Annotated in this window: 14 protein-coding genes; 8 read left to right on the top strand and 6 right to left on the bottom strand. The window is 65.1% G+C overall.

The window, feature by feature from the left end; all coding sequences use genetic code 11:
• The first annotated feature begins 31 nt into the window (after window positions 1-31).
• Window positions 32-898, top strand: a complete 867-nt coding sequence (locus tag AC1DN9_RS23615) for a GDSL-type esterase/lipase family protein (RefSeq protein ID WP_478104109.1) — start codon at window positions 32-34, stop codon at window positions 896-898.
• A gap of 16 nt (window positions 899-914) precedes the next feature.
• On the opposite strand, the gene AC1DN9_RS23610 is transcribed toward AC1DN9_RS23615, so the two are convergent.
• Together AC1DN9_RS23610 and AC1DN9_RS23605 are read right to left on the bottom strand one after the other, a co-directional pair.
• Complete coding sequence (locus tag AC1DN9_RS23610; protein WP_478104107.1) at window positions 915-3,797, bottom strand: 1-acylglycerol-3-phosphate O-acyltransferase; 2,883 nt, start codon at window positions 3,795-3,797, stop codon at window positions 915-917.
• Between the two features lie 48 nt (window positions 3,798-3,845).
• Window positions 3,846-4,319, bottom strand: coding sequence for an Lrp/AsnC family transcriptional regulator (locus AC1DN9_RS23605; protein ID WP_478104106.1), 474 nt, complete (start codon window positions 4,317-4,319; stop codon window positions 3,846-3,848).
• Window positions 4,320-4,523: 204 nt separating this feature from the next.
• Between AC1DN9_RS23605 and AC1DN9_RS23600 the strand changes: the two genes are divergently transcribed.
• From AC1DN9_RS23600 to hppD, 5 genes are read left to right on the top strand one after another with little or no spacing between them, the layout of a single operon-like run.
• A complete protein-coding gene (locus AC1DN9_RS23600) occupies window positions 4,524-5,498 on the top strand; it encodes an ABC transporter substrate-binding protein (protein WP_478104105.1) in 975 nt (324 codons plus the stop codon).
• A gap of 15 nt (window positions 5,499-5,513) precedes the next feature.
• Window positions 5,514-6,443, top strand: coding sequence for an ABC transporter permease (locus AC1DN9_RS23595; protein ID WP_478104103.1), 930 nt, complete (start codon window positions 5,514-5,516; stop codon window positions 6,441-6,443).
• The gene (locus tag AC1DN9_RS23590; protein ID WP_478104102.1) at window positions 6,443-7,237 is read left to right on the top strand and encodes an ABC transporter ATP-binding protein; all 795 of its coding nucleotides are present in this window, start codon (window positions 6,443-6,445) and stop codon (window positions 7,235-7,237) included. The genes AC1DN9_RS23595 and AC1DN9_RS23590 overlap by 1 nt, the downstream gene beginning before the upstream one ends.
• Window positions 7,238-7,261: 24 nt before the next feature.
• The gene (locus AC1DN9_RS23585; protein WP_478104101.1) at window positions 7,262-8,488 is read left to right on the top strand and encodes a Glu/Leu/Phe/Val dehydrogenase dimerization domain-containing protein; all 1,227 of its coding nucleotides are present in this window, start codon (window positions 7,262-7,264) and stop codon (window positions 8,486-8,488) included.
• An 11-nt stretch (window positions 8,489-8,499) separates the two neighbouring features.
• Entirely contained in the window at window positions 8,500-9,579 is a 1,080-nt protein-coding gene (hppD, locus tag AC1DN9_RS23580) for a 4-hydroxyphenylpyruvate dioxygenase (protein WP_478104099.1), read from the top strand.
• Between the two features lie 490 nt (window positions 9,580-10,069).
• Here hppD and AC1DN9_RS23575 read toward each other — a convergent pair whose 3' ends face one another.
• Window positions 10,070-10,216, bottom strand: a complete 147-nt coding sequence (locus AC1DN9_RS23575) for a hypothetical protein (RefSeq protein ID WP_478104098.1) — start codon at window positions 10,214-10,216, stop codon at window positions 10,070-10,072.
• A 294-nt stretch (window positions 10,217-10,510) separates the two neighbouring features.
• On the opposite strand from AC1DN9_RS23575, the gene AC1DN9_RS23570 reads away from it, so the two are divergent.
• A complete protein-coding gene (locus tag AC1DN9_RS23570) occupies window positions 10,511-11,581 on the top strand; it encodes an alkene reductase (RefSeq protein WP_478104097.1) in 1,071 nt (356 codons plus the stop codon).
• Between the two features lie 48 nt (window positions 11,582-11,629).
• On the top strand, window positions 11,630-11,902 hold the full coding sequence (locus tag AC1DN9_RS23565; RefSeq protein ID WP_478104096.1) for a hypothetical protein: 273 nt from the start codon (window positions 11,630-11,632) through the stop codon (window positions 11,900-11,902).
• Between the two features lie 226 nt (window positions 11,903-12,128).
• Here AC1DN9_RS23565 and AC1DN9_RS23560 read toward each other — a convergent pair whose 3' ends face one another.
• The 3 genes from AC1DN9_RS23560 to AC1DN9_RS23550 form a co-directional block, all read right to left on the bottom strand.
• Window positions 12,129-13,181: an MBL fold metallo-hydrolase gene (locus tag AC1DN9_RS23560; protein WP_478104095.1), complete on the bottom strand. Its 1,053-nt coding sequence runs from the start codon at window positions 13,179-13,181 to the stop codon at window positions 12,129-12,131.
• Between the two features lie 81 nt (window positions 13,182-13,262).
• Window positions 13,263-14,012 (bottom strand): carboxymuconolactone decarboxylase family protein, encoded by a 750-nt coding sequence (locus AC1DN9_RS23555; protein WP_478104094.1) that lies wholly within the window; start codon window positions 14,010-14,012, stop codon window positions 13,263-13,265.
• A gap of 263 nt (window positions 14,013-14,275) precedes the next feature.
• On the bottom strand, window positions 14,276-14,620 hold a 345-nt coding region (locus AC1DN9_RS23550; RefSeq protein WP_478104092.1), incomplete at its 5' end, for a zinc-binding dehydrogenase.

Genomic DNA, 14,620 nt, shown 5'->3' with positions numbered 1-14,620 from the left:
ACGCAGTCGAAGCGAAGAAAAGGAGGCGTCGATGATGGCGTTCCGTGCATTGCGTGCGGGCGCGGCGATGGCTGGGGCGATGGCTGGCATCGCGCTCGTATCCGTCACCGCGGCACAGTGGCTGCGGATGCGCCACGCCCTCCGGACGGCCCGCACCACCTGGTCCGTGCACCGTCCCTACGAATGCAAGCCCGAGCAGCCGTTGGCGCGGGTGCTGGTGCTGGGCGACAGCACCGGCGTGGGCTTGGGCGCCAACCTGCCCGGCGAAACCATTCCGGGGATGTTGAGCGCCGAGCATCCGCAGGTCGAGATCACCAACCTGGCGGTGAGCGGCGCGCGGCTCGAAGACGTGCGCAAGCAAGTGAGCGTTTTGGCGGCAGACGAAGCTGCACCGCCCTACGACCTGATTCTGTTGCTGGTCGGAGGCAACGATGTGTTGCGCCTGACGCCCATGGGGCGGCTTGCACTCGAAGCCGATGTCCTGCTGCCGGAACTGACCCGCCTCGGCACGAAAGTGCTTTGGCTGTGCAGCGCCAATCTCGGCCTCGCGCCGGTGTTCATGGCGCCCTGGTCATGGTGGGCGAGTTTGCAGACCTACCGCGCCTGCATGCTGTTCGAACGGATGGCCGCGCGGTACGGAGTGCTTTTCCTCAGCGTCTTCCGGCAGCGCGGCGAGGAGCCGTTCTCGAACGAGCCTTCGATGTACTTCTCGCTCGACGGTGTGCATCCCAGCAGCGCGGCCTATCGCGTTTGCTACGAGCAACTGCGAGAAGCGGCGTGCCTGAATGAGCTGATCAAGGACGCGGAACGCAGAAATGCGGGCGCCCGTGTGGATGCGAGCGTTGCCAGCGCGCGTGCGGCGCCATTGCGCGTAGCGTGCGATGCGATGGGGCGGTGAACTCGCTCCGGTTCCATCAAGCGGCGAGAGCACCCACGGGTTCGAGTTCGATGCCGGTGTCGGGCTCTGGAACCCGCTCGAGGATCGCATGCCGCGCAGCATCGCGCAGTGCGACCGCAGCGCTCCAGTCGTGCTGCGACGCGACGATCGGCAAGCCGACCTCGATCACGACCTCCGTGCGGCGCGGCAGCCACTGCCCGGGGCGCAGCAGCGACCGCGTACCGATCAACGCGACCGGGATCACCGGCGTCTCGGTATGTGCAGCGACCACGAAGGCGCCGAGCTTGAAGGGCAGTACGCCGGGCGCGCGTCTGAATGTTCCCTCGGGGAAGACGATCAGCGGCTCGCCGGCGCGCGCATGCGATTCGAGCGCCGCCGTGTCTTCGACGGCGCCGGCGAGATCGGCACGCTCCACGAACACCGCCCCGAGCCGCTTGAGCATCACGCCGAGCATGGCGGTTGCCTCCAGCTCGCGTTTGGCGACATAGGCGAAACGCGGCGGAAGCGCGGCCGTGAGGATGATCGAATCGGCATAGCTCGAGTGGTTCGCGACCACCAGGGCAGCGCTCGAAGCCGGCAGCCGCTCGAGCCCTTCGATGCGCACATGGACGCCGGCAAGCCGAGTCGCCGCTCGTGCCCACGCACGCGCCGCGCGGCGGCGCAGCGCGATGTCCGGCAGAACCATCGTTGTCAGCCAGGCGCCGATGCCGCCGAGCAAGAAAATCACCCCGGCCCAGCACCCCCAGGCGAGTCGCGCGGCGCTGCGTGTGCTTCGCTGCGCCTGCGCGGCCGCAGCGCCGGTGACGAGCCGGATGAGCTGGCGCCAGGGCGCATGCTGCGAACGCCCGAGCGCGCCTTGCTCGTAGAGCTCGCGCGCAGTGGCGCGGCGGATCTTGCCGCTCGAGGTCTTCAGCACCGTTCCCGGCGGCGCGAGGACGATGTCGTCGGGCGGCATCCCGATCTGGTCCACGGTGGTTGCCGTGATCGCGGCCTTGATCTCGTGGTGCACCTGCGCGTCGGTGGCGCGCACCTCGGCCAGCACGACGAGCCGCTCGCTGCCGCCCTGTGCATCGGTCGCCGGGAACACCGCGACGCCCCCCTTGCGGACGCCCGGCAGGCTTGCGAGCGCGGATTCGAGGTCGGCAGGGTGGATGTTGGCGCCGCGGCGGACGATCACGTCTTTTGCACGGCCGGTCAGATACAACTCGCCACTGGCGAAGTAGCCGAGGTCGCCGGTGTTGTGCCATCCGCCGTCGATCAGCGCTGCGGTCGCGGCCGGATTGCGGTAGTAGCCGCTGGTCGCCGATGGCCCGCGAAACTGGACCCGGCCTTGCTCACGTTCGGGCAGTTCCTGCGAGGCCGTGTCGACGATACGCACCTCGACCCCGGGCAGCGGCAATCCACAGGAAACGACTTGCAACGCCTGCGCATCGTCGGTTGCAGCGGGCCGGGCGACGCCGCGCTCGCGCAGCGCGGTGCGGTCGACCCGATCGATGAGCGCACCGCGGCCGAGCGGCGGGAACGTGACGCCGAGCACGCCTTCGGCCAGTCCGTAGACGGTGAACATCGCCTCGCGCCGGAATCCGTAAGGTGCGAAGCGCGACGCGAAGCGCTCGATCGTCGTTGCGCTCACCGGCTCGGCGCCATTGAAAGCGAGCCGCCAACTGCTCAGGTCGAGGCCTTCGAGGTCGGCATCCGCGAGCTTGTTCAGGCACAGCTCGTAGGCGAAATTGGGCGCCGCCGAAACGCTGGCGCGATGGCGGTCGATGGCCGACAGCCAGCGCGCCGGCCTTGCCAGGAACTCCAGCGGTGACATCAGCACCAGCCGGTAGCCGACACACAGGCTGCCGATGCAGGCGCCGATCAGCCCGAGGTCGTGGTACAGCGGCAGCCACGACAAGAAGGTATCGCTGCTCGTGATTCGCGCTGCGCGCCGCATCGCCCGAACGTTGGCGAGCAGGTTGGCGTGGCTGACCACGACGCCCTTCGGGCTGCCGGTGCTGCCCGAGGTGTATTGCAGGAACGCGGTGGCATCGGGGCGGATCGCGGGCCGCACGAAAGACTCTGCGGACACGTCCGCCGTGAACAGGTCGGCGATCGTCACCACCTGTCTGAGCGTCTCGCAATGCGCCGTCAGCAAGCGCGAGAGCGGCTTCGCCTGCGCGACCGTGATGAGCAGCGTCGCCTCGGCGTTGCGCAGGATGCCGAACAGGCGCTGCAGGTGATCCTCGAGTTGCGACAGCCGCGCCGGCGGGTACAGCGGCACCGGCACGCAGCCGGCGTACAGCGCCCCGTAGAACGCGGCGAAGAAATCGCTGCCGGTCGGCAACATCACGGCCACCTTGTCGCCGGCGCCGAAGCCTTGCTCGGCCAGCCAGCCGGCAACCGCGAGCGCATCGATCTGCAGGCGCGCGTAGCTGAGCTGGGTGGTCGGGCCCTGATCGGAATCGAGCGTCACGAGCAGCCGGTCGCCATGGTGCTCGACATGCCAGTCGAGCACGTCGACAAGGGTCGCGATCGAATCCGGCGGGTAGCCGATTTCGGTCGTTTCGGCGGCAGGCTCTGGGGTGGTGGTGACAGATGAGCCGCCGCCAGCGGGCGCGAGGGATAGCGCGCCCAGCAGATCGCGCGGTGTCTCGGCTTCGGCGAACGATGCTTCGGCGAACGTCGTGCCGAACTCGCGTTCGATCCGCACCTGCAACTCGGCGCGTGCCAGGCTGTCGAGCCCGTAGTCGCGCGTGAGCGAATGGTCAAGGCCCAGGCTTGTCGCGGACCCGCTGCCGCGATGCAACTCGTCGGCCAGGTCGCGCACCAGTTGCAATAGTTGGCCAGAGCGATCCGGGAGCACCGGCGCTTCGCTTGCGTTGCTTGCATTGCTTGCGAAAAGGTCGCCTGTCATGGCGTCGACCATTTTGCTCCGAGCGCGCCGATCGCGGGGACGCCGCCGTCATTCAGGCAGCGGCAGCGAACTGGTGCACTTGAACTCATCCAGGCAGACGCTGGAACGCACGCCGTCCACGCCCGGCAGTCGCATCAGCTTGTCGATCAGGAACTGCGACAGCCCCTTGAGGTCGCGCGCAATGACCTTGATGACGAAGTCGTAATCGCCGGTGATCGAGTAGCACTCGAGCACTTCCGGCATGTCGATGACCACGTCGGTGAACTTCGACAGGTCGCGGATATGCCCCTTCTCCATCGCCACGAGGATGAATGCCACCACGTGCAGGTCGAGCCGCGCGGGGGCCAGGCGCGTTTCATAGCGCGAGATGAATCCCGCTTCTTCCAGCCGACGGTGGCGGCGATGGCATTGGGCGGGCGACAGCCCCGCAGCCTCGGCGAGTTCCAGGTTGGACGCGCGCCCGTGCTCCTGCAGGAAGGCGAGGATTTTGCGGTCGATGCGATCGAATTCTGGTTCGTACAAGATCTTCTCCTTTTTTGTTATGAACGAGAAATTATGTTGCTTGCCTGAGGGTTCGCCCCAACCCTCGATGAAAACAGATTTTCCGTGCGGAAGTTCACACTTCTCTTCCTTGAAGGCGGCTCCGGGACGGGGATCAAACAGGTTCTCGGTCGAGGCAGTTTTCTAAATTGAACTACGCCGACTATTTCTCACAAGGACCTCAACGTGCAACATTCTTTCCTGCGTTCCTCCCTTGCCTTGATCGCCGCCGCCGTCGCCACCGCCGCCGCCGCGCCCAGTTTTGCTGCCGAGAAGTCGGTCGCGGTCACGGCGATCGTCGAGCACAAGGCGCTCGACGCCGTGCGCGACGGCGTCAGGGATGAGCTGAAGGCGGCCGGTTTCGAAGCCGGCAAGAACCTCAAGTACGAATATCAGAGCGCGCAGGGCAACAACGGCACGGCCGCGCAGATCGCCCGCAAGTACGTCGGCGAGCGTCCGGACGTGATCGTCGCGATCGCGACGCCGTCGGCGCAGGCCGTGGTCGCGGCGAGCAAGGACATCCCGGTCGTCTACAGCGCGGTCACCGATCCGGTCGCGGCCAAGCTGGTCAAGGGCTGGGAGGCTTCGGGCACCAACGTCACGGGCGTGTCCGATCTTTCGCCGCTGGACAAGCACCTGGAGTTGATCAAGCGGGTCGTTCCCAACGCGAAGCGCGTCGGCGTGATCTACAGCCCGGGCGAGGCCAATTCGGTGGCGATCATCGAGGCGCTGAAGAAGGCGGTGCCGGCCGCTGGCATGACGCTGGTGGAAGGCGCCGCGGCGCGCACGGTCGACGTGGCGAGTGCGGCGCAGAGCCTGGTCGGCAAGGTCGACGTCATCTACGCGCCCACCGACAACAACGTGATGTCGGCCTTCGAGGGCATCGTCAAGGTGGCCCAGCAAGCGAAGATCCCGGTGGTCGCGGCGGATACCGACGCGGTCAAGCGCGGTGCCGTCGCGGCGCTGGGCCTGAACTACTACGACATCGGCCACCAGACCGGAAAGATCGTGGTGCGCATTCTTCAGGGACAGGCGCCGGGCACGATCGCTTCGCAGACCAGCAACACCTTCGAGTTGCACGTCAATCCGGCTGCTGCGCTGAAGCAGGGCGTGACGCTGTCGGATGAGCTCGTCAAGTCGGCCCAGGTCGTCGTCAAGTAAGCGGGCGCAACGGATATGTCGCTGATTGCCTCCCTCGGCGCCATCGAGATCGGTCTGATATTCGGACTGGTCGCCCTGGGCGTCTTCCTCTCGTTCCGCATCATCAACTTCCCCGACCTCACGGTCGACGGCAGCTTCCCGCTGGGCGGTGCCGTGGCCGCGGCGCTGATCGTCGCGGGCTGGAATCCGTTTGCCGCCACCGCGGCGGCGATCGTCGCCGGCGCGCTGTCGGGCTACCTCACGGCGTGGCTCAACGTGCGCCTGCGCATCATGCAGTTGCTCGCCAGCATCCTGGTGATGATCGCGCTCTATTCGATCAACCTGCGCGTCATGGGCAAGCCCAACATTGCGCTGATCGACGAGCCGACGGTCTTCACCATGCTCGAATTCGGCGGTCTGCCTGACTACGTGCTCAAGCCGCTGGTGCTGCTGGCGATCGTGGTCGCCGCCAAGGTTCTGATCGACCTGTTCTTTGCGTCGGAAGTCGGCCTGGCCATGCGCGCCACCGGCGGCAATCCGCGCATGGCGCGGGCGCAGGGCATCTCGACAGACCGGCTGACGGTGTGGGGTCTGGCGCTGTCCAACGGGCTGGTCGCGCTGGCCGGGGCCTTGTTCGTGCAGAGCCAGGGCGGCGCCGACATCTCGATGGGCATCGGCACGATCGTGGTCGGCCTGGCCGCGGTGATCATCGGCGAGACCATCCTGCCGGCGCGCAGCCTGGTCATCACGACGCTGGCTTGCGTGCTCGGTGCGGTGCTCTATCGCTTCTTCATCGCGCTGGCGCTCAACAGCGACTTCATCGGCCTCAAGGCCCAGGACCTGAACCTGGTGACTGCCGTGCTGGTCGCGTTCGCGCTGCTCGTTCCCACCTACAAGCGCAAGCTGGCCGGCCTGTGGCCCGGTGTGCGCGCCAATCCGACACGCGTCGTCAAGGAGGCCAAGTAATGTTGCGCGCCAAAGGCCTGGAAATCACTTTCAACCCCGGCACCCCGATCGAGAACCGGGTGCTGCGCGGGCTGGACCTGAGCATCCCCACGGGGCAGTTCGTGACCGTGATCGGCTCCAATGGGGCCGGCAAGTCGACCTTCCTGAATGCCGTGAGCGGCGACCTCTCTGTCGATCGCGGCAGCATCCAGATCGACGAAAGCGACGTCACCCGCCGCTCGGCATGGCAGCGCTCGGACCTGGTCGCGCGCGTCTTCCAGGACCCGATGGCGGGCACCTGCGAGGCGCTCACGATCGAGGAGAACATGGCGCTGGCGTGGAAGCGTGGTGCGCGCCGCAGCTTCGGCTTCTCGCTGACGCGCAAGCTTCGCGAACTCTTCCGCGAGAAGCTGAGCATTCTCAACCTCGGGCTCGAGAACCGCCTGGCTGACCGGATGGGCCTGCTCTCCGGCGGTCAGCGTCAGGCGGTGAGCCTGTTGATGGCCTCGCTGCAGCCGTCGCGCATTCTCTTGCTCGACGAGCACACGGCCGCGCTCGATCCGAAGACCGCTGCTTTCGTGCTCGAACTCACCGCGAAGATCGTCGAGGCCGGCAAGCTGACGGCCATGATGGTCACGCACAGCATGCGCCAGGCGCTCGACTACGGCACGCGCACGGTGATGCTGCATGAAGGCCGCGTGATCCTCGACGTCAAGGGACCCGAGCGCGCCTGCATGGACGTGCCCGACCTGCTGCACATGTTCGAGAAGACGCGCGGCGAAAAACTCGACGACGACAAATTGCTTCTGGCCTGACGCCAGAGAACCTGAAAGATAGAGATGAAAGAACTGCTGAACCGTTTCGAGAACAAGGCGCCCGAGATCGTCTTTGAATGGCACGACGCCGAGACGCCCGCCAAGGGCTGGGTTGTCATCAATTCACTGCGCGGCGGCGCTGCCGGCGGCGGCACGCGCATGCGCCCGGGGCTCGACCGGCGCGAGGTGGAGTCGTTGGCGAAGACCATGGAAGTCAAGTTCAGCGTCTCCGGCCCGGCCATCGGCGGCGCGAAGTCGGGCATCGATTTCGATCCCGCCGATCCGCGCAAGAACGAGGTGCTGCGGCGCTGGTACAAGGCGGTGACGCCGCTGCTCAAGACCTATTACGGCACCGGCGGCGACCTGAATGTCGACGAGGTGCACGAGGTGATCCCGATCACCGAGAGCTACGGGCTGTGGCATCCGCAGGAGGGCGTGGTCAACGGGCACTTCGAGCCCAGCGACAGCGAGCGAATCCAGAAGGTCGGCCAGTTGCGCATGGGCGTGGCCAAGGTCGTCGAGGATCCGCGCTACACGCCCGATCCCGCCCGCAAGTACCTGGTGGCGGACCTGATCACCGGCTGGGGTGTGGCCGAATCGGTGCTTCACTACTACAGGCTCTACGGCGGCGAGGTTGCGGGCAAGCGCGTCATCGTGCAGGGCTGGGGCAATGTCGGCTCCGCCGCGGCTTACTACCTTGCGCAGGCCGGCGCACGCGTGGTCGGCATCATCGATCGCGAGGGCGGGTTGCTTAATCCCGATGGCTTCAGCTTCGAACAGATCCGCACGCTGTTCCTGCAGAAGAAGGGCAACCAGTTGGCCGCGAAGGGCATGCTCCCGTTCGACGTGATCCATCGCGCTGTCTGGTGCGCGGGCGCGGAAATCTTCCTGCCTTGCGCCGGATCGCGCCTGGTGACGCAGCAGCAGATCGAGCAGCTGATCCAGGGCGGTCTCGAAGTCGTGTCAAGCGGCGCCAACGTGCCCTTTGCCGATCGCGAGATCTTCTACGGCCCGATCTACGAGCAGGCCGATTCGAAGGTGGCGGTGATTCCCGACTTCATCGCCAATTGCGGCATGGCGCGCGCGTTCGCGTTCCTGATGCAGGACAACGTGGAGATTTCCGACGAGGCGATCTTCGACGACGTCTCGTCCACCGTGGCCTCGGCGCTCGAGCGTTGCCATGTGCGCTCCAGCGACCACACCGGCATTGCCCGCACCGCGTTCGAGAACGCACTGACCGAGCTCGTCTGATAGGCACATCCATGACAGATCTGTTTGAGAACCCCATGGGCCTGATGGGCTTCGAGTTCGTCGAGTTCGCGTCGCCGACGCCCAACACGCTCGAGCCCTTCTTCGAGAAGCTGGGCTTCCGGCTGGTGGCGAAGCATCGCTCGAAGGACGTGGTGCTCTACCGCCAGGGCGACATCAACTTCATCGTCAACCGCGAGCCCAACAGTCCTGCGGCCTACTTTGCCGCCGAGCACGGGCCTTCGGCCTGCGGCATGGCGTTTCGCGTCAGGGATTCGCACAAGGCTTATGCGCGTGCTCTTGAGCTCGGCGCACAGCCGATCGAGATCGCGACCGGTCCGATGGAACTGCGGCTGCCGGCCATCAAGGGCATTGGCGGTGCGCCGCTGTATCTGATCGACCGCTTCGAGGATGGCAAGTCGATCTACGACATCGACTTCGAGTTCGTCGAAGGCGTCGACCGCCATCCGATCGGCCACGGGCTGAAGCTGATCGACCATCTGACCCACAACGTCTACCGCGGCCGCATGGCCTTCTGGGCCAACTTCTACGAGAAGCTCTTCAACTTCCGCGAGATCCGCTACTTCGACATCCAGGGCGAGTACACGGGCCTGACGTCGAAGGCGTTGACGGCGCCGGACGGCAAGATCCGAATTCCGTTGAACGAGGAGTCTTCAAAGGGCTCCGGCCAGATCGAAGAGTATTTGATGAAGTTCAACGGCGAGGGCATCCAGCACATCGCACTGCTCAGCGACAACCTGATCGACACCATCGACCAGCTTGGCCTGGCTGGCGTGCCCTTGATGACCGCGCCGAACGACATCTACTACGAGATGCTGGAAACGCGCCTGCCGGGCCACGGCCAGCCGGTGGCCGAACTGCAGGCGCGCGGCATCCTGCTGGATGGCACCACGGAAGGCGGACAGCCGCGCCTGCTGTTGCAGATCTTTTCAGAGACGGCTTTCGGCGGTCCCGTCTTCTTCGAATTCATCCAGCGCAAGGGCGATGACGGCTTCGGCGAAGGCAACTTCAAGGCACTGTTCCAGTCGATCGAGCGCGATCAGCTGCGCCGTGGGGTGCTGAGCGCGGCGTGATCTGATCGCGGCGTGAACCTGCGGTTGGCCACGCTCGGATTCCTTTGGTTACGAACACGACGACCGCATCATCGAGGTTCATTCCTATACTTCGCGGCCCGACTGACCCAGGAGTGCACATGCCGGCTGAAAGTGGAAATCAGGAACGCATCAACACAGCGCCGCGCCCGGATCTGACGCTCGAGGCTTTTGCGGCTGCACTCCTGGCCCAAGCCTCAGGAGGATCCGCAGCCCCGCGCTGGCTTTGCATGAATGCGCAAGCTCGACAAGAAGCGCTGGACTCCGTTCGCGATCGACACGCCGATTGGGTCGCCGGGGAGCTTGCTGCGGCGGAGCGGCGCGCGATGGTCGCGGACTCCGTGGCGCTCTGGACGCCACGACGGCAGTCCGGCCACCTGGACGCCAGACATCCCGACTGACCAGATCGGTTGCTTCGCCTTTTGCGTGCCTGGGCCTGCTCCCAGGCGACGCCGTGCTTGGCGCTCTCCCACTACGGCCTGATACCGAGCACCGACAGAATGATTGCGGCCAAAGTCAGCGCTACCGGAAGCTTCTGAGCAGCGAGCGCGCGGGCCCGTTCAACCGACAGCTTCGACGGCCGTACAAGGTTGAATTCGGAATGAAGCGATGTGGACATGGCAGCTCCTGAATGTGGGCGAGCCCATTGCTCGCATGGCCTCAAAGATATTCCTGTCGGTGGATGCCGGCACGGACCATCCGATGACACGGCGTTTCCGTTTCCGTACCAATCGGCCTTGCCGCGGAACAGGGACCATTGGCGTCCGTGATCGGGCCACCGCCCCAGCGCATGGCGGCGTGAGCAAGGGATCGTTGTCGTTTCTGAAATTCGGCTTTTCAGTCAGGGCGTTTGTCTTCGCGCACGGCGCCCTTACTCTTGCCTGAACCTCATTTGCCACATCAGAGCGTTCAGATGCCCACCCTTTTCGATCCCCTCCTGCTCGGCTGCGTCCATCTGCCGAACCGCATCGTCATGGCGCCGCTCACCCGGTTGCGGGCCGGGGCACCAGTGCATGTGCCCAATCGCCTCATGGCCGAGTACTACGCTCAGCGAGCGGACGCGGGACTGATCATCACCGAGGGCGTACCGGTGTCGCCTCAGGCCGTCGGGTATCTGAACGTTCCAGGCATCTGGACTTCGGAGCAGGTGGCCGGTTGGCGACTCGTCACCGACGCAGTACATGCAGCGGGGGGACGCATATTGGCGCAGCTCTGGCACGTCGGGCGCATCTCCGACCCTTCGCACTTGCGAGGGGACTTGCCAGTGGCGCCGAGCCCGTTGGCGGCGCCGGGTCACGTCTCGCTGCTGCGGCCGCAACGCCCGTACGTCGTCCCACGCAGCTTGGGGCTCGAGGAGATCCCGGGAGTTATCGAGGCGTTTCGGACAGGTGCGCAGAACGCGAAGGCGGCGGGGTTCGACGGAGTGACACTTCACGGAGCCAACGGCTACCTGCTCGACCAGTTCCTCCAGGACGGCACCAACCACCGGACCGATGGCTACGGCGGGAGCCTCGAAGGCCGCGCAAGGCTGATGCTCGAGGTGACCGATGCTGTCGTGAGCGTGTGGGGTGCGGACAGGGTCGGAATGCACCTCGCGACGCGTTCTCCGAGCCACGGGGTGTCCGACAGCCATCCCGAGATCACGTTCCCCTACGTGGCAGCCGAACTCGGAAAGCGCAAGCTTGCCTTCCTCTTCATCCGTGAGTCCCGCGGGCCCGGTGCGCTCCTGGGGAAACTCAAGAGAGCATTCGGAGGTGCCGTGATCGCGAACGACGGCTTCGACTTTGCCGCGGCCAACGAGGCCGCGACACAAGGCTTGGCCGACGCTGTCGGCTTCGGCAAGGACTACATCTCCAATCCCGACCTGGTGCGACGGTTGAGGATCGGTGCGCCCTTGAATCCGCTGGTGGCGGAGACGATCTACGACCCGCTCTCGGCCTCAGGAGCGCAAGGGTATACGGACCACCCAGTTCTGACTTCTTGACGACTTCGACTCGCAATCATCCACCTGACATCAACCCAAGGAACCCTCATGATCACCCGCAAACTCTTCGTCGCTGCCGGCATCGCCTTGGCGGCTCTTTCGGCCCAGGCTGCACCTGTCGAGGTTCACGACTTCGACGTCTTCGTGGACCCGCCAACGGCCTTCGCTTTCGTCAAGCTTCCGCAGGGATGGAAGTTCGTCGGCAAGATCGACGCGAAGGCGCTCTCCGAGCTTCCCGCGAAGGTTCATACCTCGCTGCTGCCGCCGAACGATGGCGAGCGCACTGCGGACGCCGAGCGCGCTTCCCGCTCGATCGAGTGACGCGAGTCTGGCGCACGACGGCCGGACCCATTCCCACAGTCATTGGGCTCATGAAGCCCGCCGCAGGGAGGATCAAGGCTGACGGGCTTCGATGGCCTCTGACCAGTCGTACTGCAGGCGCTCCCAGATGCCGCCCGGCCCTTCCGCTATTCGCGAAAATGCAATTGCTTTTTGCTGCCATGGCCTCGCATGGCCGGAAGGGAATTGCGCGTCTCTGCGGCGGCTTTTAAGCGCTTCTGCGGTACCAGGCAATGCCTTGGGCGTCGATCGACTTGACGGCACGCCCGGCCTGAACGAGGTAGTTAAGGCAAGCGATGCCTTCGCCCGTCGCCATGCCGAACACAGCCATTTGCGATTCGTCGATGGGGCGGCCGAAGAGAGGGGTGAACACATCCACCACGCGTTGGGGCGATTCAAGGCTCGCTTCGAGCTTGTCGAGCGCCCGATGCTGCGAAGCTTTCAGGTAGTCGAGGCGCGCATGCAAGCCATGGAAGCACTCGTTGTGCGCGGGCAGCACCAGCACGTCGTCCAGCACTTCGCGGCGGATCTTCGCGAGCGAAGCCAGCCAGTCGGCCATCGGATTGGCGTTGGGCTCCGTCGGAATGACGGACACGTTGGACGAAATGCGCGGCAGCACCTGGTCGCCCGAGATGAGCACCTTGAGCGCCGGGCAATATAGACAGGCGTGCTCGGGTGAGTGTCCATTGCCTGTGACGACGCGCCAGATGTTGCCGTTGATGCGCAGCTCCATGCCGTCGCTCAGGCGCTCGAATGCATCGGGCAGGGTGTGGATTTGGTGGCCGAACCTGCCGAACCGTGCACGATAGGACTCGATCGCGTTCTCGCTCCAGCCCGCCTGGCGATAGAAGGCAAGCGCTTCGGGCGGCGCCTCCCGTCCGCTGTCCGAAGCCATCACCCGGCACGTGAGGTACTCCAGGCGTGTCATCCACAGGCGCGCACCCAGCTTGCGCGTGAGCCAACCGGCCATGCCGATATGGTCCGGATGCATGTGCGTGACAAAGATGCGCTTCAGCGCGCCTCGCTTCGGATAGTTGGCAAACAACTCGCGCCAGACACTGGCAGTCTCCTCGTCGCGGATGCCTGTGTCCACCAATGCCCAATCGTCACCGTCGTCGAGCGCCCAGAGATTGATGTGGTCCAGCTTGAAGGGAAGCGGCATGCGGATCCAATGCACCCCCGGTGCCACTTCCAGGATGTTGCCGCGTTCGGGTGCCGACTTGAAGGGGTACTTCAAGACTGGTTTTTCATCGGTCTGCATGTTGCTTGAAGAACTCCTCTGACGGCCGCCCACGTGGGGGATCGACGTGGGTGTCGCATTATCAACTCGGCAGGTGAGCGCTCAGCTTGTCTTGGAGGTGGAAATTTGCCGGTATGCGTTGGTGCCCAGTGCCGTGCCATGCACCGCCAGATGGGCGCCCATCTGGATGGCTTGCAGCAATTCGCCCGGTGCCAGGCCTTGCGACAGTGCCGTGGGCACGATCTGCCGTATCGCGTCCGGATTGAAAGCCGTGAAGCACGCATGCAATGCCAGCTGTACCAGGCTGCGCTCCGCCGGGGTCAACCCCGCGCCGGGGCCGCCTTGCTCGACAAAGTCGAGAAGCACTTCGGCATAGCCGGGGTCGAGACGCGCCACGGAGGTCAGGGAGAGGGCGTGCGCCGCACCGAGCCTGTCGATGCGGGCCTGAAGCCTTTCATCGATGGCCGCCAAACGGGTCAGGTCGGTGAACTCGCCCAGGATGTCGGTGGCCCGGCATACGCTGGCGACGCCTTGCACGGCAACCAGATGCAGCACATCGAAGATGTCGGCCTGTGTCACCCCGACCTCGAGCGCCCGCTTCATATGGGTGTGCAGGCCAGATTCGAAAAGATGCGAAGAAGATGAATCGAGCGCCACATAGATCAACTCCACCATGCGCTCTGTCAGCGGCCCCGAGCGCGCGGGATAGCCGGCGTAGCGCGCGTATTGCTGCACGAAGCCGGGGCAGGCCTCGAGCAAGCGCTGCACCCTCATGCGGAGGAATTCATCCGCATTCGGCGCGACATCCACCAATGCCGAGATTGCGCATTTCAGCCATGTCCATGAATTCATCTCCATTGAAGTTGAGGAAGGAACGCATGGACTGCTTCGCAATCGCCGGGCCAGCGCGTGCCAGGCGATGCAAGTCGTTGTGGCGCAATGGCTTTGCGACCGAAGTGCTCCACAGTGACGTGACCCGATGCGCGGGTCCCCGTGCGGGAGTGGAGCAGGTGTTGCAAATTGAACCAGCGCCGCGATCACCACTTCATCTTCAGCCGGGCGGCATCCCAGGCGCGACCCACGAAACCGGCGCCGGGTGGCGCAGGGTGCCGCGTTCACTCGAAGTTCAGCAGCACCTTCATCGCCTGCGTCCGATCGGCCGCCAGCGCAAAGGCGCGGGCCGAATCGCGGTATGACAGCGTCGCGGAAATCAGCGGCTTCACGTCGACCAGCCCCTTGTTGAGCAACTCGACCGCCATCGCGAATTCCTCATGGAAGCGGAAGGCCCCGCGCAGATCGAACTCCTTGGCGACGATGGTATTGATCGGCAAGGTCATCTCTCCACCCAGGCCCAACTGCACGATGATCCCGCGCGGCCTGATCGCATCAAAGGCGCCGCGCAGGGCACGCTCGTTGCCGCTGGCCTCGAACAGCACATCGAAACTTCCCTTGTCGGCAGC

Source organism: Variovorax sp. 05L425, assembly GCF_056397705.1.
This window is presented reverse-complemented; position numbering and strand designations above follow the sequence as displayed.